Here is a 16,845-nt window from a genome sequence, read left to right as displayed (position 1 = left end):
AATGGCGATTCCTGACCAGCAGTGTTCCTGAATCCGTGAGAGTGGGTGACGCGCGGTGCGCCGGGTGAGCGGTGTTTGCCGGGATCTGTCGCGTGGAATACCGGTCGACGAGAGGCGCGCAGCGGTCCCATCAGGCCGGATGCGCACTCGACATCCGGCGGGCAGACACCTGCCCGCCCGACACGACTAATCGTCGAAGCGCGGGAATGCCCGCTGGCGCTTCATGTCCTTCAGCCATTCCTTGACGTTCGCTGGATCGTCGAACTCGCGCAACGTCAGGTTCAGGTCGTGGATGCTGCGCTGAGTGCCCGCGATGTCGCGCGTGAGCATGCGCATGACGGTATCGGGCGCGACCTTGACCGACGGCGCAATCCCGTAAGTCCGCCGGAATCCGGTCTCGACGTCCTGGATCTCCTGATCCAGCTCGCGCAGCTGATCTTCCAGAATGCCGTTGTAGCGCGCGAGCCGATCTTCGCCGAGGCCGTTGATCGCGTGCCGGTCGATCTGTTCGATCTCCAGTTGCAGCTCCAGCAGTTGCAGGAGCTTGCCGTTCGCATAAGCGTGGTTGACCCGCTGCATCAGCACGGTCTTGCGTTCCTGTTCCTGGGGATCGGTCTCGCGATCGGGGTGCAGCGCACTCGCCAGCTTGCGATAGACCTCGCGGATCGACCGGCTCGCTTCGGCCCGCTCGGCTTCGCGCTTCGCCAGCGCGGCCGATTGGCGGGGCGCTTTCTTGCGCTTGGCCCGCTGGGCCTCGCGGGCCGCGTGCTCGGCCATGTCCCGCTCGAACTGCTCGTCCAGTTCGGCCTGCATGCGCGCCATGAGCTCTTCGGGCGACAGCGAATCGAGATCGTCTTCCGCGGCCCCGCCGGGCGTCGCACCCGATTCCGGTTCCGCCTCGTGCTCCGGGCTGGTCTGCCGGGGCTCGGTTGCGGTGCTGCTGTGGTGATCGGCCCCGCTGTGCCGGTCGTGGATGGCCTTCAATTGCGCGTCGTCGCTGAAGTCGAGCAGGTCGCGCGCCATGTTGGCGATCATCCCGGAAAGGGTGTGCTGCTCGGCCTTGCTCAATCCTTTCTGCAGATACGCGTCGTCGAGCTGATTGAGCAACCGGATCCGCAGCGCGGTTGACGTCTGTTCGAGCGGCAACAGCTCGTCGACGAATTTCTTCTGGAAGACCGGCATCACGGCTTCCCACGCGCCGAGACGCTCGCGCCGCTTCTCGATTTGCTGGACGAGCGCATTGAACGCTTTCTGGGCTGTCGACAGGCTGGCTGTCTCGTGGCCGGGCGCGATGGCGACCGCTGTTCCGCGACGTGCGGTCATGTGAATGTCCTCCGGCCGCGGCAGGACGCGCAGCAGGCCGGTATTTTAGCCGGATGTCCTGCGGGGTTGCCGGGATGGGCGTTCTGCCCCGCAGCGACCGGGCGCGCGCTAGCGCTTCACCGCTGCGACCGCCGGCGCGCCCGAATACGTGCCCGGCGCGCCACTCGACCCGTAGGCCGCTTCGGTGTTCTTGCGTTCGGCGACGCGCTTGGCGGCCAGGCGTTCCTGTGCGGCGACGATGTCGTCCGGATAGTTGCCGCCGTCGCCGGCAGCGGGGTCGTAGCCGACCGATTCGAGATCGAACAGTTCCTGGCGTACCTGGGCGCGCGTGAGCGTCGAGTGCGACGACTGCGCATACGACGCGGACGGTGCGGCGAGAAGAACGGTGGCGGTAGCGGCAACGGTGGCGATGGTGACGATGATGGATTTCATGATTTCCTCAGACGGTTTCGTTGCGGTTCGGCGCGACTGCGGCAGGCCGGACCGATGGGGCAGGTTCAGGCGCCCGGAACGGCCGGATACCCGGCGATTCCTGGCGCGCTGAGTTGCGGAATGCGCGAGCGTGAGCGACGCGCGCGGCGATGCGATCAAGCATCGGCGATCGCCGCGATGGCCGTTCCCGCGTGGACGGCGCCTGACGACCGCGGTGCGGCGAGCGACGGCAGCCTGAAGCGCGCGGCCGTCAGATCGACGAACGCGCGGACCTTGCCGGGCAGGAATTCGCGGCCCGGATACACGAGCGAGACGGTGACGCTGTCGTTCACGATCCGGTAGTCGTCCAGCACGCGGGTCAGCGTGCCGATGCGCAGGTCGTTCGCGACCATGTACTCGGGCAGCAACGCGACACCGCTGCCGGCCAGCGCGAGCTGGCGCTGCATCAGTGCGCTGTTGACCGTGATCGGCGCGTCGAGCGCGATCGCGTCGATCGTGCCGTTCGGGCCGGCCCACCGGTAGGTGCGTGCACCGCTCGCCAGGCCGACGATTCGGTGCGCCGCCAGATCGACCGGCCGGCGCGGCGCTGCCGCGTCCAGCAGATAGGCGGGTGACGCGACGGCGACGAGCGGCGCATGGACCAGCGTGCGCGATACGACGGAAACCGATGTGATCATCGTGTCGGCGACGATGCCGGCGTCGAATCCGCCGCCGAGCAGGTCGACTTCCGATTCGGTCAGCGTGATGTGCAGCCGCACGTCGGGATGGCGCGACTGATAGTCGGCGAACAGGCCGGCGAGTTCCGGCGACATCACGCTGTGCAGCACGACGACGTTCAGGTCGCCCGCGATCCGGCTCGATTCCTGCGTGGCGCGCGATTCGATTTCGGCGAGGTCGGTCAGCAGCGCACGGCACGCTTCCGCGTAGCGGATCCCGATCCCGGTGAGCACCGTCTTGCGTGTCGAGCGTTGCAGCAGCTTGACGCCAAGGTGCGACTCGAGGTCGCCGACATAGCGCGTCACCAGCGACGGCGACAGGTTCAGCTGATGGGCGGCATGAGAGAAATGGTGCGTGTCTGCAACCTTGAGAAAGACCCGCATCGCACTGAACAGATGATTCACGTCGGTTTCCGGGGAGGCGTTGAAGGGGGAGGCGTGGCCTGTCGCCGGCTTCCGTAGCCGGCCGGATGACGCTTGCGGGTTCAGCTGCCGAAGTAGACGTTGCAGAAGCTCACCGGGCCGACGCAGTCGGCATCCGGCGCGGCCGGATGGCTGGCCGGCGCGACACGCAGCGGAACGACGGCCCTGGTCGCGGCGGTGGCTTGCGTGCCCTTGTCATCGCTCGAACGTGCGGCGAGTTGCGCGGTGTAAGCCGGGGCGGCAGGTTGCGATGCCTGGCGAACCACCGGCGGAGCTGGTTGCTGCTGCGCGCAGGCACTGGCGGCCACGCCCGAGAAAGCGATCAATGCAACGGCGAGACGGGTCAGGATAGGCTTTGACATTTAGGATTCCGATAATAGTTGGATGTGTTTCTCCAGATCGACCTAGTATACCGGAGCAGTCGAATCGTCCTGTCGATGGGCAGGGGCATGTCGGACCTTCTGTCGAGTCTGGTCGACGTAGTACGGAAGGTGTCTGCGACATGAGCGCCGGAGCCTCGACGCCGGGATTCGGCGCGACCGATTCACCTGGAATCGATAGTGAAAGAATGAAGGAAATCCCTGATCGCGTCCAAGGCGAATTTCCGATGCTGTCGATAAGTCAAAGCGATGACTCACTCACATCCGAATCCACATGATATGGATTGCGAATCAAAAATTCGGAGCGCGAGATGGCAGCCATCGTACGCGTCATGCGGGCGATCATGCCAGGTGCTTGTGCGGGGGAGTATGCCGGTGCGTCGTCAGGCTGACGACGCACCCTGCGAGCTCATGCGCGGTCGAGCGTCGTTAGCGTGCGCAGCGACGCCAGGCTGCCGTGCTCGAGCATCTCGTGAACCAGGTCGGCGAACGCGGTCGACGCGACGGTGCGATAGGCGCCCTTGCGGCGCAGCAGCGCGACGGTGCGCACCGGGAAGGGCGGATCGAGCGGCACGTACTGCAAGTCGCGATGCTCGAATTCAATGGTGCCGGGCAGGATCGTCGCGATCTTGCCGCGGCTCACGATCTTCAGTACCGCGCTGATCGAATTCGCCTGCAACGCGACATCGGGTTGCATGTCGTACGTCTGGAAATAGCTGTCGACATAAAAGCGCGACACGAAGCTCGTCGTCAGCAGCGCGAGCGGCGTTTCGGCGAGCTGCACCGGCGTGACAGGCTCGCGCTGGGTGGTCAGCGGATGCGAACGGCCGACCACGAGCATCAGGCGCTCGGGAAACAGCGCTTCGGCCTCGATTTCGTCGTTGCGAACATCGACGAACCCGAACGCAAGGTCGACCTGGTCGTCGCCGAGCGCCGCCTCCACCGCATCGAGCGACATCTCGGTCATCTCGATCACGATGCCAGGATGACGCTCGTGGAACAGCTCGATGACAGGCGCGACCAGATACTCGGTGAAGGTCGGCGTGAATGCGATCCGCAGCTTGCCGCGCGACAGGTCGTGCACGTCGTGCAGCGCGCGTTGCGCGGTGAGCAGGTCGTTGTGCGCGCGGCGCACGTATTCGAGGTAGACACTGCCGAAATCGGTGAGCTGGACCATGCGTCCGCTGCGGTCGAACAGTTGCGCACCGAGCTCGTCCTCAAGCTGGCGCACCTTCTGCGACAACGCCGATTGCGACACGCTGAGCGCTTCGGCCGCGCGCGTGAAATTGCGGTGCTCGTCGATCGCGAGCAGATAACTGATATTGCGAAGCAGCGGGCTGCGTTGGGTGAACTTCATTTTTCGCGGAATGGGTCGCGGGTCGCGTAGGTCCGGCATCTCGCCATTATGCGCCGGAAGGCGGGCGGCGGATCGTGCTGGCGCCGGGTAGTCGGCGACGATGTCACGGTTCGTCATTGCCAGCCGCCTCCGAGTGCGAGGAACGTGGTGATCTGGTCGTCGTTCACTGCTTGCCGGGCCGCCGCCACGGCCGTTTCGGCCGCGAGCCAGGTACGCTCGGCGTCGAGGGCCGCGAGTCCGCCGATCCGCCCGCCGCGCCGCAGTTCTTCGGTGCGCGCCATCACGTCGCGTGCTGCGTCGCGCGACGCCTCCAGGCGCTGCAGCCGGTCGAGCGCGCCTGCGTAGGTGTCGAGCGATGTCTCGGTTTCGCGCAGCGCGGTGAGGACGGTCGCATCGAAATGCGCGAGGCTCGCACGGCTGTCGGCCTGCGCGGCGTCGATGCGGTCGCGAATCGTGCTGCGATGGAGATTCCACGTGACCAGCGGGCCGATCGCGAAGCGGTTCGTCAGCGGCGTGAAGAACGCGGCCGCGCCGCCGGTCGAACCGATGCTTGCACCGAGCCGGATATCCGGATACAGCGCGGCCGTTTCGACGCCGATGCGCGCGGTCGACGCGGCGAGCCGGCGCTCGGCCGCACGGACGTCGGGCCGGCGCTTCAGCAGCGCGCGCCCGTCGCCGGACGGAATCGGCTGCGACAGTTCGAGCGGCTTGTTGCACGACAGCAGCGCGCGATCGTAGTTTTCCGGCGGCTGGCCGGTCAGCGTCGCGAGCCGGAATGCCGCGTTCAGCCGGCGTGCCCGCAGCGGCGCGAGCTGCGCGCGGCTGTTCTCGATGCCGCCCTGGTCGCGCTGCTGCTCGAAGGTCGGCGCGCGTCCGTTCGCGATCAGCTGGCGGGTAAGGGCGAGGCGGCGCTGCTGGACGTCGATCGAGCGCTGCAGCACGTCGATCTGGTTGCCGGCGTTGCACAGGTCCGAATACGCGCGCGTGACTTCCGCGCTGACGTTCACGCGCACGAGATCGCGCGCGGCGGCGACAGCCTCGTGGTCGGCGGACGCCGCTTCGATCCCGCGCCGGATCCCGCCGAACAGGTCGAGGTCATAGCTCATCTCGAGTCCGATGTTGTAGATCTCGTGCCGCGGCGGCTCGACATGCGACAGGACCGACGCCGCCGATTGCTGCGTGTAGTTGGTCGACGCGTCGACGCCGACGCTCGGCTCGCGCGCGGTGCGCGTCGCCGCGAGCAGCGCACTGCTGCGTTCGAGGTTCGCCTGCGCGGCGCGCAGGTCGACGTTGCTGGCCAGCGCCTTTTCGACCAGACCGTCGAGCGTCGGGTCGTTGTAGAGGCGCCACCAGCGGTCGGGCAGCGGGTCGCTCGATGCGACCGATGCCCCCGCAACGAACGCATGGTTGGCGGCCGGTGCGTTCACGAGGGCGTTCGACGGCACGCGATAGTCGGGGCCGACCGCTGCGCATGCGGCGAGCGCGACGCACAGCGCCGCGATGGTGGTCGTACGCAGGCTTACCATGGCAGGCTCCGATGCACCGTGACATCGCCGGCCCGCGCATGAATCTCGACCGACGCGGTTTGTCCCGGCACGAGCCGCACGCCGGGCGGCACCGCATCGATCGCGATCCGCACCGGGATGCGCTGCGCGAGCCGCACCCAGGTAAACGCCGGGTTCACGTTCGCGAGCTGGGCGTCGCCTCCCGCGCGCTCGCGGTCTTCGACGCCGCCGGCGATGCTCTGCACGTGGCCGCGGATCTCGCTCGCGACGCCCATCAGATAGATGCTGGCCGGATCGCCGACATGAATCGCCGGCAGCTTGGTTTCCTCGAAGTAGCCTTCGACGCGCAGCGACGTGTCGTTCACCAGCGCCATCGCGCCCTTGCCGGCGTTCAGATACGCGCCGGGCAGCAGCCCGACGTTGGTCACCGTGCCGTCGATCGGCGCACGGACGAGTGTGCGCTCGAGGTTCAGCGCGGCGAGGTTGCGTGCGGAGCGGGCCTGCGCGAGCGCGGCGTGCAGCTTTTCGACGCGTGTCGTGCCCTGCTGGGTCGATTCCTCGGCGACCACGTCCGGCATCGCGCGATTGCGGCGATCCTCGCGAATCGCTTCGTCGAGTTCGGCCTGTTCGCTCGCGACGTTCGCGTCGGCCTGTTCGAGTGCGATCCGGTAGCGCGACGGGTCGATCACGAGCAGAACCTGGCCCTTCGTCACTTTCTGGTTGTCGTGTACGCGCACGTCGGTGACGAGCCCGCTGACGTCCGGGGCGATTGGTACCACGTCCGAGCGCACCTTGCCGTCGCGCGTGAGCGGTTCGATCTGGTAGCGGACCCACAGCCCGTAGATCGCGCCGAGGATGCCGAGGATGATCGCGACCGTCAGCACGGTGCGTAACAGGGGGATGATTCGCTTCATGTTCAGGATAGGAGGCGATACGGGAAATACGCGTCGGCGAGACGGGCGATGCCCCACCACAGCACGAAGAAGGCCGCCAGTTCGAGCAGCGCCGGTTGCCAGAGCAGCACGCGCAGCGGCAGGCGAAGCAGCACGCCGCGCAACAGGAACGTGACGATCAGCGCGACGATGGCCCACGCCAGCGCGGACGGCAGGTAGATGCCGAAAATGTGGATCTCTTCGATCATCGCGTCGTTCCTTCGACGAGTTGCACATGCGGGAACAGGTTGCAGCGCATGCCAACGAGCGCGAGCAGCGTGGCGTCGTCGCGGCCGGTCGGGTTGCGCGCGGCCGCGCCGATCGCGCGGTTCAGCGTGCGCATCAGCGATGCGGTGGCGGGAACCGGATGGTGCGCATCGGCGCGGGCGCGATACAGCGCCGACACGGCTTCGAGCGCGGCCTCGATCGCGACACGCGTCTGCGCATCGCTTCTGTCGAGTCCTTCCCGCACCTGGATGATGTTGCGGCCGATGCGCAGGTCGCTCAATCCGTCGACCGCATGCAGCGCATCGCCCGGATTCGCGAACGCCATGCGCGCGGCGACCTGGCCGAGCCGGTCGACCGCGCGCGCGGTCCAGGTCGGCGCGTCGAGCGGCCGGTGCGGGTCGGCCATCTGCGCGAGATCGGCCCAGTTCTGGCGCACGATCCGGTAGGCGGTCCAGCGCGTGCTGGCCGAGCGGAACAGTTTGGTCACGACGAGTGTCGTGACGATGCCGCCGACTTGCGCGAGCCCCGTATTGAGGAACAGCGCGAAATCGGCCTGGAAGCGATCGAGAAAGCCCATGGCGACGATGAAGCAGGAAAACATCGGGAGGGCGCGCGCGGTGCGCGCCGGATCGGCCTGGATGTAGCCCATCCAGATCAGGGCCGGTGCCAGCGTCAGGATCAGCATCCCGGCGCCGTCGACACGCGGCAGGATCACGAACAGGTACAGCGCGGCGAGCGGAAAGGTGACGAGCGTCGAGACGAGGTAGCGGCCGATCACCGGCGCGGGATCGTCCTGTGCCGCGAACGAGCAGGTGACGAGCGCGGCGAACGCGGCGGTCGCCGAGCCGTTTGGCCAGGCGAGCAGGATCCACACCGCGCAGTAGATCACGATCGCGCTGGTCGTCGCGGCACCGGCGAGCAGCGCGAGGCCGTGATCGCGCGCGAGCTTGAAGCGGCGCGTGCCGTCGGCGGGCGGCAGGTGACGTTCGAGCTCGGCATCGCTTTCCGCGAAGGTCCGCACGAGCCCGCGCGCCGCGTGCAGCGTGTCGATGAATTCGGCGGTGCGGTCCAACAGGTTTGCGGCGAGCAGCGATGTCCAGGCCGGATCGGCCAGGCGCTCGGCCGCCAGTGCGCGGCAACGCGCGGCGAGGCCGACGTCGAGCGTGTCTCCCACTTCCTGCGACGCGTGCAGGTCGTCGATCACCGCATCGACCAGCGCGGCGGTTTGCGCATCGACCGCGTTCAGCGAGCGCAACTGGTCGAGCCGGTTCGCGGCGGCCGACGCGATCGACAGCAACGCCGCGAGGCGATGCTGCAATGCCGTGGCCGTGTCGCTCGTGGCGAGCGCGAAGCGCTGGTCGAACGGCAGCGTCGTCGCGATCATCCCGAGTTCGGTGACGTCGGCCGCGAGCTTGCGGCGATGCTCGTGCTCGAGCCGCGTGTGATGCGTGCCGAACGCTTCGGCGGTCCAGCGGCACGCATCACCGAGAAACGACAGCGCGCGTTCGTGGATCACCGGCCGGCTGTTCGCGGGCTTCAGCAGCATGTGCGTGATCGTCACGCACAGGATCGCCACCGTCATTTCCTCGACGCGCGACACCGCGGTGATGAAGATGTTGGTCGGATCGTCGAGATACGGAAAGCAGATGACGGCCGAGCTGAACGCGGCCATCTGGAACAGGAACGCGCGCGGTGTGCGGTCGAGCACCGCGAGATAGATGCAGAAGCCAATCCACAGTGCGAGGCACAGCACGAGCAACACCGGTGAATTCTGCAGGTTCGGGGCGACCACGACCGTCACGGCCGCGCCCGCGGCGATCCCCGCAAGCCGGTAGATCGTCTTCGGACGGAACGCGCCGGCCATCGGCTGCGCGGTCACGTAGACGGTCAGCAGCGCCCACCACGGGCGCGGGAAGCTGACCGTGAACGAGATCAGCAGCACCATTGCGGCCGCGATAAACGTGCTGATCGAGAAAAGGAGCTTTCTCGGATCGATGGAGAATGGGTCGCGCGGCCGAAGCGGCGCGACAGTGGCTTGCGACACGTCGGGTTCCTTTGGCGAGACTGGCGAAGGGGATGCAGCGAATGCGCTAGGGCGCGGGAGGCGGCGCGCCGCAGGTCATGTCGTGCGGCGCCGTTTTACGGCATGTGCCGCGCGGGAGGGCGGCGGGGTGCATGGAAAAAAGCGTCCACGCGAAACGGGGTGTTCTGGCAGGCATGTCTAGCACGGAGTGCGCGCCTTTTCCTTTTTATTCAAGCACATGGCCACGCGTTGGGGGGACGGCGGGTGCCACGGAATCTCGGGTAGGAAGGATCAGGGTTTCATTCGATTGCGATGCCCGAAATTGTGCGCTGCGGCGCGCGCGGCGTCCAAGTCGGATTTCCGACCGGGGCAATCGGTTTTACTTATCGTTCGGCATGCCGGCGCGCAAGAATGCCGATCGATGGCGACGCGGACGAATCGGCGGACCCACCGCGGGCGCGCGATGGGCGGCGTGCCGGGAATCGGTTGCAGGCGCAACCGGGCAGGCCGGATGCCGCTCCGTCAGTCGCCGAACAACTGCCCCTGACCGGAGATCACGCGTTCGAAATCGTCGCGCAGGAACGGCAGGATCGCATCGGCGACGGGTTGGAGCTGACGGCTCAGGTAGAACGCGTAGTCGATCGGCGAGCGCATGGTTTCGAGCGGCTCGGGGCCGGCCGTCGTCATCACGTAGCTGATCCAGCCGCCGCGCTGATACTGCAGCGGCCGGCCCTGCGCGTGGTTGAACTCGTCGGCGATCCGTGCCGCGCGCACGTGCGGCGGCACGTTGCGCTCGTACTCGCGCAGCGGCCGGCGCACGCGCTTGCGGTAGACGAGCTGGTCGTCGAATTCGCCGGCCAGCGTGCGCCGCACGGTGTCGCGGATGAAATCCTGGTACGGCTCGCGGCTGAACACGCGCCGGTACAACTCGCGCTGGAACTGCTGCGCGAGCGGCGTCCAGTCGGTGCGCACCGTTTCGAGCCCCTTGAAGACGAGATCCTCGCCGCCGCCGGCCGCCGCCGCGAGGCCGGCGTAGCGCTTCTTGCTGCCTTCTTCCGCCCCGCGCACGGTCGGCATCAGGAAGCGGCGGTAGTGCCGCTCGTACTGCAGCTCCAGCGCGCTCTCGAGCCCGAAGTGGTCGCGCAGGTGCGCCCGCCACCAGCGGTTGATGTGCTCGACGAGTGCGCGGCCCTTGGCGCCGGCTTCGTCGTCGTCGTGCGCGCGACCGAGCCACACGAACGTCGAATCGGTGTCTCCATAGATTACTTCGTAACCCTGAGCTTCGATCAGCTCGCGCGTGCGGTGCATGATCTCGTGGCCGCGCATCGTGATCGACGACGCGAGGCGCGGGTCGAAGAAACGGCAGCCCGTCGAGCCGAGCACGCCGTAGAACGAATTCATGATGATCTTCAGCGCCTGCGACAGCGGCGCGTTGCGCTGCCGCTTCGCCTCGTCACGACCTTCCCACACGCGGCGCACGATATCGGGCAGGCAGTGCGCGGTACGCGAGAAGCGCGCGCCGAGAAAGCCGGGCACCGACACGTCGTCGCCGGGATTCGCGAGCCCTTCGATCAGCCCGGCCGGATCGATCAGGAACGTGCGGATGATCGACGGATAGAGGCTCTTGTAGTCGAACACGAGCACCGAGTCGTACAGCCCGGGGCGTGAATCCATCACGAAGCCGCCGGGGCTGTTCTGCCCCGTCACGTCGCCGAGGTTCGGCGCGACATAGCCGAGCCGGTGCATGCGCGGCAGGTACAGGTGCGTGAAGGCCGCCACCGACCCGCCGGTGCGATCGGCCGCGAGGCCCGTCACGCTCGCGCGTTCGAGCGCGAAGGACAGCAGGTCGGCCTTGTCGAAGATCCGCGTGACGAGCTCGCAGTCCTTCAGGTTGTAGCGCGCGAGCGCCGGCTTGTCGTGATCGAAGCGGCGCTGGATCTCGTCCATCCGCTGGTACGGGTTGTCGATCGACTTGCCTTCGCCGAGCAGCGCCTGCGACACGTATTCGAGGCTGAACGACGGGAACGTCCACGTCGCGGATTTCAGCATGTCGATGCCGTCGAGGATCAGCCGGCCGGCCGCGCCCGCGAAGAAGTGGTCGGGCTGCTGGCCGTGCGCGCGCCAGTCGAGCACGCTGCCGCCGCGCCCGAGCTTCAGCGGGATGCCGTATTGCTCCGAATGGGCATGCAGGATGCGCAGGTCGAACTGCACGAGATTCCAGCCGATTACCGCATCGGGATCGTGCTCGTCGAACCATTCGTTGAGCCGCGCCAGCATCGCGGGCCGGCTGTCGCAGTAGTCGAGGCGGAAGTCGACGGCGTGGGCTTCGTCGCTGGCGTCTCCGTTCGGCGGGCCGAGCATGTAGACCTGCCGTTGCCCGCAGCCTTCGAGCGCGATCGAATACAGCTCGCCGTGGACGCTGGTTTCGATGTCGAGCGACACGCAGCGCAGCGTCGGGCGATAGCCGGTCGCGGTCTTCAGTTCGGCGCCGGTCAGCGTGCCGTCGCGGCCGGGCTGCCCGCGAAACTGCACGCAGGCCGTGATGAAGCGCTCCATCGCGTAGCGGTCGGGCGGCTGCACGTCGGCTTCGTAGACGTCGACGCCGGCCGCCGCGAGGCGCTTCTGCAGCCCGGACAGATGGCGGTAGCGCTTGCAATAGAGGCCGACGACCGGGCGCTGCCGGAAGTCGCGCAGCGCGAGCGGGCGCAACTCGGCCTCGCGCTCGCCGGCCAGCGCGCGTTCGGCGAGCGTCTGCTGGTCGGCCGGAATGAACGCGACGGCTTCCTGCGGGCGCAACTGCACGCGGCGCGGACCGTGTTCGGTTGCCAGCCAGAACTCGATCTCGATGCCGGTCGCGGTGTCCCGCCAGTGGCGGGTGAGGATGAAACCCTGCTCGAACTCCGTCAAAACGCTTGCCCGTCGTGGATGCCCAGGCGGCGGATTTTAGCGCTTGGGCGGGGTTCCCGCTCGCGCAGGCGGTGAGCCAAACGGGGAGCAGCAGGGCGGGTCGTCATGCGCGCAGGTGGGGTAGGGCCGCCTGGCCATATCGATCACGAACCGGCGCGGAGCGATGCACATCGTTCTCCCGACGGACGGGATCATTTCTGTTCATCGGCAATCGGGCGGCGTGTATCGAGCACAGCGTCGGCTCGGGGAGCCGTCGCGGAGTTTATGCCATGTCGTCGATCGAAGGCGACCGACGATGCGACACGCTGCAATGAAGGCGCCGATCCACTTGCCCGTGCGGCGAGGGAGGCCCGCTCGCACGATACGCTTGCGCTTCGGGCCCGTGCTGCGCTGCGCATGACTACCGGTTCGGCGTGAGCGGGTCGTCCTGTTCAACCGAACTGGGCAGTCAACCATCGTTCGGCCCATTTCGTTGCGTATGCAACTGCATCATCACGCGCATCGAAACCAGCCAGATCGCCGCTGGTGTGTACTTCCTGCTCGTCGCCATCCAGAAGCATCGTGGTGATCCTCACATGCGCGATGTACTCTCCATCTGCCCTGCGAGGGGTTGGATCGATTCGGAACCGTGTCAAATTGAATAGCATGGGTTCCTCCCTGTCGGGTTACCGCGAGCCAGGCTGTCGCGGGAGCAGCGCAAGAAAGCGTCAGACATCAAGAAGTGCGATGGTCTGGCACGCTTCCTGACCGGAAGCACGACCTGCCGTCCCGTTTTCGCAGCGTGGCGCGCGACCGGGCACGAACGTCGGGAAATCATCCGTATCGACCTCGCAGCGAGGGTCACGGACAGGCTGGCGAATGACATGTCGCCTGGGGGGGGAGGGGGAACCCGTTGCTTCGGCAACCCTTCGGAGCAACGCTCAGGCGACGGGGCAAGAGGGGAGCGTCGACGCCATTCAATGGTGCCCGGACGCTGGGTCACGGTGAGGGGCCAGACCGCATTCAGGGGGTATGCCGAGCGATGCGCCGGAGTCGGTCACCGGTCATCCGACGGTTTGATCGTACGCCGTTCCATACGTTTGTATAGCGAAATTTCGAGGCACGCCTGCAGCCGCAGCAGGCCTTCGGGTTGCCGCGAAGGTGTGCGTGACGGCGGCAGCGCGTATAGTGGGGCTAGCCTTGTCGCCGGTTCCATTGAACAGTCCTCGTGTTCAGGGGGGGACATCGTCCGGGCGTCGGGCCGTGCAGGGGTGTTGATGCTCCAGGTTGGCATTGTGAATGTGTCGTCGACTTTGAAGCAGGCAGTGCCCTGGCTTGCACGAACCGGATCCGGACGAAACGGCGCCTCCATGAAAATCGATCGCAGCTCCATTCCCTGCTTCCTCGTCCTTCGTGCCGGATGGCCCCCCTATGTATTGAATGCGGACCGCCTGGTGCTCCGCCGCGAAGCGAGCCCGTTGTTGCGCGCGTTTGCGCGGGCGCGCGGAGGGTTTGCGCATGTCGATGACGTTGCGTGGAACGTCTTTTCAGCCGCCGAGGGTCTGTCGGTGGTCGAGCGTCGGGAGACCGGGTTCTTTGCTTTGATCAATGGAACCGAGACCGAGCATCAGTTGCATTTGCTGGCCACCCTCTGATGCTGTCGCCGGGGTGGCCATGGTCGACGAGCGCTTCTCCAGTCTGATCGACGATCAATGAAGACCGGGCGAAGGCCGCGTGGTCTGCCCGTCGGGTGAAAGCGCTTGACACACTCTGTGATGACACGTAGTGTCAGTCGGTGAAGTATTCAAGAAGCGCGATTGCTGCTCATCATCGACCGTGGCCTGCGGTATTCGTTATCCTCCCCCTCCTTGATTCTTTGCCCGCGTCCGCTTGGGGCGCATACGCTCGTCCGTTTTCAGGAGATCTAACATGGATACCGGTACCGTCAAGTGGTTCAACGACAGCAAGGGCTTCGGCTTCATCACGCCCGACAAGGGCGGCGACGATCTGTTCGCGCACTTCTCCGAGATTCGCGGCGACGGCTTCAAGACCCTCGCCGAAGGCCAGAAAGTCAGCTACGAGACAAAGAGCGGCCCCAAAGGCTTGCAGGCGTCGAACATTACCCCTCTGTAGTCGACCTGAGTCGTTCGCCTCGTTCACGGAGCGGCAGGTAACCGCCGCTTCTTGCGCTACGCGTTGTCGTCGCGGGCGCCACGTGTCTCGATGCAGGTCCGACAGGGCCAGCCGTTTCGCATCGGGATGTCGAACCCGCGTGCAGGCCTGTGCGCCAACTGCCTTCGTAGCGCGTGCACGATCGGACGAGCAGCGCTCATCGGATCATGCAAGCTGCGCAGCAGGAGAACCCGCATGACCCGAAGTCAGTCTCGCAGCAACAAGGTGCCACCGCGCGTCAAGCAGGTCATGGTGCTGCCCAAGCTCGGGACGGCATTGAACTGGGTGCCGCCCAAGCCGGCCGTCGCCACGAAATCGCGTCCGAAAAAGCGCCCGCCGGTTCCGCAATAGCGATCGGAATCGTCCCGCATGACGAGGGCGGCCGCCGACTGCTTCGCCAGGAAAGCGATTCGTGCGACGCTGGCCGGATCGTGGCCGTCTTCGCCCGGACAACGCGACGCCCCCCGCCCGATACCTCGCAATCCGACATGGTGCGCCTGCCGGCACCCCGGTCTGCTGTTGTGCGCAATCCGGAATAAGTTGGACGCCCGACAAACGATGCGCGTATGATGGGTTCACCCGATTGACCCTGGTGTTCCGGTCGCTCGCCCCTCCATCTACCCGCTTGCTGCATCGCCCCGCCTCCGCGCTGCAACGTTGTCCCTTTCACCCCACTGGCCCGCCTCGCAACGGGGTATTGGCCGGTTGCGTTCGCTCGTGCGTTTCGGCGCGGCCGAATGCCAGGAGCCTGTCATGAGCATGCATGTCTACCGTGGATTCGAGATCTATCCACTGATTTACCCGCACGTGCCGGCGCTGGACGGCTGCCCGCACAACTACGATGCCGGTTTCGATGCGGCAGTCAAGATTTGCTTTCGCGGCGATACGCTGACGCGCAGCCAGACTTTCAGATTGCGCGACAACGCCCCGTTCGGCAGCGCCGGCGATGCACGTCGTGCTTCGGTGCGCTATGCGGAGAACATCATCGACGACAATCGCGACAAGCAAGGCTTCTTTTCCGGCACGCCTTGAGGTGAGTCATCAAGGTAACGCGATGAGTTTTCAATTCGGAGGACGAAATGATCATCGACGAACTGCTTGGCTTGATCAGCCGGCGTGAGGTCATCCGGACCGACGCCAGCCTGCCTGCTGGCATGGCCGATTCAGCACAGTGCCGCCAGCAGGAGCTGCAAATGTTCGTGGCGGTACGCGCACTGTCGATCGGGGCCGGATATTCAGAGTTCGAGTCCGACGAGATAGCGAGTGCCGTCATGACGCGACTCGGCTAGTTTTCCGCTCCACCATTCAAAAACAGGATCACCATGACAACCATTACGCTGAAGGTCAACGAACCGATCGATGTCGCGCTGCGACGATTCCGGCGCGACATCGAGAAAACCGGGCTGATTCGGGAACTGCGCAGTCGCACCGGCTACGAAAAGCCCACGACGGAACGCAAACGGAAGAAGGAGAGCGCCGTTGCCAGGCAGCGCTTGCGGGCGAAACGCATGTTGCCGCCCCGCAAAATGTACTAGGAGAGCATCGTGTACAACATGCCGGCCGAGGAGCCCCCGTTTTTCCCGCTGACGAAATGCGAAGTCGATTTCGATCGGCAGAAGGATATGGTGACGCTGCTGCCGAGCTTCTATGCATTCGGATGCGAGTACACCAGCCGCGGCTTTCTGATCGGACGCGACGATGCGTTCAAATTGATTGCCGCGATAGAGAAGGCGCTCAGCATCCAGGGATGAGCTGACGGCGACACACGCACGAGCATCGACAACCAAATGATGAGCCATGCGCATCGCGACGAAGTACGTGGATCTGCTCTATTTCCTTGTTGTGCTGCAACTTGTCACGCAAAGGCAGACTCGCGCGTGGCTGTCGCCGTTTCAACTCGTCGAATCGCTGCAAGCCTGGCTGGCTATTCACCGTGCGAAATGCGAGTGGCGCGATCGCGTCTGGATAGGACACGCGTCTCTTCAGATTGCGAAGTCGGCCCGCCCGGTCGACAACACTGCATCTGAAGAGACGGGCTCTCCACGGGATGCCCTGGCAGACCGGTTGAGTTTGCGAATGACGTGCATCCGCTACCTTCGCGAGCATGTCTGATCTTGGTCGCGCTCGCACGGGCGGCACGCAAATTGCGGTCGCCAACCTGCGTTGGCCGCTCGTCCTTGCGTAGCCCGGCCGTGCCGTTGCCGCTCTTGAGGCGTTTGTCCGCAAGGATCGGCGGCACGCCCGTCACGACGATCATCGCGAGCCCGAGTGCGAAGCCGGACAGGCCGCTCTTCGCGATCACGTAGAGATCGATCCCGTTGCCGGGCGCGAAGCCGATCAGGAACAGCAGCCCTGCGAGGACGAACAGCCGCGTCTTGAACACCGCGACGTCGGCCGCACCAAGAATGTATGCGCATGCGCCGAGCAGCATCGGGGCAGCATGAGCCCGTCCGGAAGGTGGTCGGCGG

The 16,845-nt window shown here is 66.0% G+C and carries 18 protein-coding genes and 1 pseudogene; 7 read left to right on the top strand and 12 right to left on the bottom strand.

From position 1 onward, the window contains the following. Positions 1 to 186: 186 nt before the first annotated feature. From LGN19_RS16885 to LGN19_RS16835, 11 genes are all read right to left on the bottom strand, one after another. Positions 187 to 1,323, bottom strand: a complete 1,137-nt coding sequence (locus LGN19_RS16885) for a J domain-containing protein (protein WP_226216120.1) — start codon at positions 1,321 to 1,323, stop codon at positions 187 to 189. Between the two features lie 108 nt (positions 1,324 to 1,431). Then, complete coding sequence (locus LGN19_RS16880; RefSeq protein ID WP_174956668.1) at positions 1,432 to 1,755, bottom strand: DUF4148 domain-containing protein; 324 nt, start codon at positions 1,753 to 1,755, stop codon at positions 1,432 to 1,434. Between the two features lie 155 nt (positions 1,756 to 1,910). After that, entirely contained in the window at positions 1,911 to 2,876 is a 966-nt protein-coding gene (locus LGN19_RS16875) for a LysR family transcriptional regulator (protein ID WP_226216118.1), read from the bottom strand. 80 nt (positions 2,877 to 2,956) lie between these two features. Next, positions 2,957 to 3,256: a hypothetical protein gene (locus tag LGN19_RS16870; RefSeq protein WP_122948520.1), complete on the bottom strand. Its 300-nt coding sequence runs from the start codon at positions 3,254 to 3,256 to the stop codon at positions 2,957 to 2,959. Positions 3,257 to 3,683: 427 nt separating this feature from the next. Beyond that, complete coding sequence (cynR, locus tag LGN19_RS16865; protein WP_226216116.1) at positions 3,684 to 4,631, bottom strand: transcriptional regulator CynR; 948 nt, start codon at positions 4,629 to 4,631, stop codon at positions 3,684 to 3,686. A gap of 113 nt (positions 4,632 to 4,744) precedes the next feature. Next, positions 4,745 to 6,157: an efflux transporter outer membrane subunit gene (locus tag LGN19_RS16860; RefSeq protein ID WP_226216114.1), complete on the bottom strand. Its 1,413-nt coding sequence runs from the start codon at positions 6,155 to 6,157 to the stop codon at positions 4,745 to 4,747. Further along, positions 6,151 to 7,050, bottom strand: a complete 900-nt coding sequence (locus tag LGN19_RS16855; RefSeq protein ID WP_226216112.1) for an efflux RND transporter periplasmic adaptor subunit — start codon at positions 7,048 to 7,050, stop codon at positions 6,151 to 6,153. The genes LGN19_RS16860 and LGN19_RS16855 overlap by 7 nt, the downstream gene beginning before the upstream one ends. A gap of 2 nt (positions 7,051 to 7,052) precedes the next feature. Further along, positions 7,053 to 7,277 (bottom strand): DUF1656 domain-containing protein, encoded by a 225-nt coding sequence (locus LGN19_RS16850; RefSeq protein ID WP_122948523.1) that lies wholly within the window; start codon positions 7,275 to 7,277, stop codon positions 7,053 to 7,055. After that, positions 7,274 to 9,340, bottom strand: a complete 2,067-nt coding sequence (locus LGN19_RS16845) for an FUSC family protein (RefSeq protein WP_226216110.1) — start codon at positions 9,338 to 9,340, stop codon at positions 7,274 to 7,276. The genes LGN19_RS16850 and LGN19_RS16845 overlap by 4 nt, the downstream gene beginning before the upstream one ends. 501 nt (positions 9,341 to 9,841) lie before the next feature. Further along, on the bottom strand, positions 9,842 to 12,226 hold the full coding sequence (locus LGN19_RS16840; RefSeq protein ID WP_226216108.1) for a DNA polymerase II: 2,385 nt from the start codon (positions 12,224 to 12,226) through the stop codon (positions 9,842 to 9,844). 431 nt (positions 12,227 to 12,657) lie between these two features. Further along, entirely contained in the window at positions 12,658 to 12,873 is a 216-nt protein-coding gene (locus LGN19_RS16835) for a hypothetical protein (RefSeq protein WP_226216106.1), read from the bottom strand. Positions 12,874 to 13,575: 702 nt separating this feature from the next. Between LGN19_RS16835 and LGN19_RS16830 the strand changes: the two genes are divergently transcribed. The 7 genes from LGN19_RS16830 to LGN19_RS16800 all read left to right on the top strand — a co-directional run bounded on the left by LGN19_RS16830 (position 13,576) and on the right by LGN19_RS16800 (position 16,128). Beyond that, the gene (locus tag LGN19_RS16830) at positions 13,576 to 13,860 is read left to right on the top strand and encodes a hypothetical protein (RefSeq protein WP_226216104.1); all 285 of its coding nucleotides are present in this window, start codon (positions 13,576 to 13,578) and stop codon (positions 13,858 to 13,860) included. 274 nt (positions 13,861 to 14,134) lie between these two features. After that, positions 14,135 to 14,338 carry a cold-shock protein gene (locus LGN19_RS16825; RefSeq protein ID WP_085038287.1) on the top strand — a complete coding sequence of 68 codons (204 nt, stop codon included), beginning with the start codon at positions 14,135 to 14,137 and terminating at the stop codon, positions 14,336 to 14,338. A gap of 234 nt (positions 14,339 to 14,572) precedes the next feature. Further along, on the top strand, positions 14,573 to 14,728 hold the full coding sequence (locus LGN19_RS16820) for a hypothetical protein (RefSeq protein WP_226216102.1): 156 nt from the start codon (positions 14,573 to 14,575) through the stop codon (positions 14,726 to 14,728). A gap of 402 nt (positions 14,729 to 15,130) precedes the next feature. Then, positions 15,131 to 15,409 (top strand): hypothetical protein, encoded by a 279-nt coding sequence (locus LGN19_RS16815; protein WP_226216452.1) that lies wholly within the window; start codon positions 15,131 to 15,133, stop codon positions 15,407 to 15,409. Between the two features lie 47 nt (positions 15,410 to 15,456). Beyond that, positions 15,457 to 15,666, top strand: a complete 210-nt coding sequence (locus tag LGN19_RS16810; protein WP_226216100.1) for a hypothetical protein — start codon at positions 15,457 to 15,459, stop codon at positions 15,664 to 15,666. Between the two features lie 33 nt (positions 15,667 to 15,699). Further along, complete coding sequence (gene rpsU / locus LGN19_RS16805) at positions 15,700 to 15,912, top strand: 30S ribosomal protein S21 (protein WP_226216098.1); 213 nt, start codon at positions 15,700 to 15,702, stop codon at positions 15,910 to 15,912. A gap of 9 nt (positions 15,913 to 15,921) precedes the next feature. Then, on the top strand, positions 15,922 to 16,128 hold the full coding sequence (locus tag LGN19_RS16800; RefSeq protein ID WP_226216097.1) for a hypothetical protein: 207 nt from the start codon (positions 15,922 to 15,924) through the stop codon (positions 16,126 to 16,128). Between the two features lie 431 nt (positions 16,129 to 16,559). Here LGN19_RS16800 and LGN19_RS16795 read toward each other — a convergent pair. After that, positions 16,560 to 16,808, bottom strand: a pseudogene (locus LGN19_RS16795) (2-keto-3-deoxygluconate permease); the annotation flags it as partial. Between the last annotated feature and the right edge of the window lie 37 nt (positions 16,809 to 16,845).

It is taken from the genome of Burkholderia sp. AU30198 (assembly GCF_020419825.1).
Taxonomy (GTDB): Bacteria; Pseudomonadota; Gammaproteobacteria; order Burkholderiales; family Burkholderiaceae; genus Burkholderia.
This window is presented reverse-complemented; position numbering and strand designations above follow the sequence as displayed.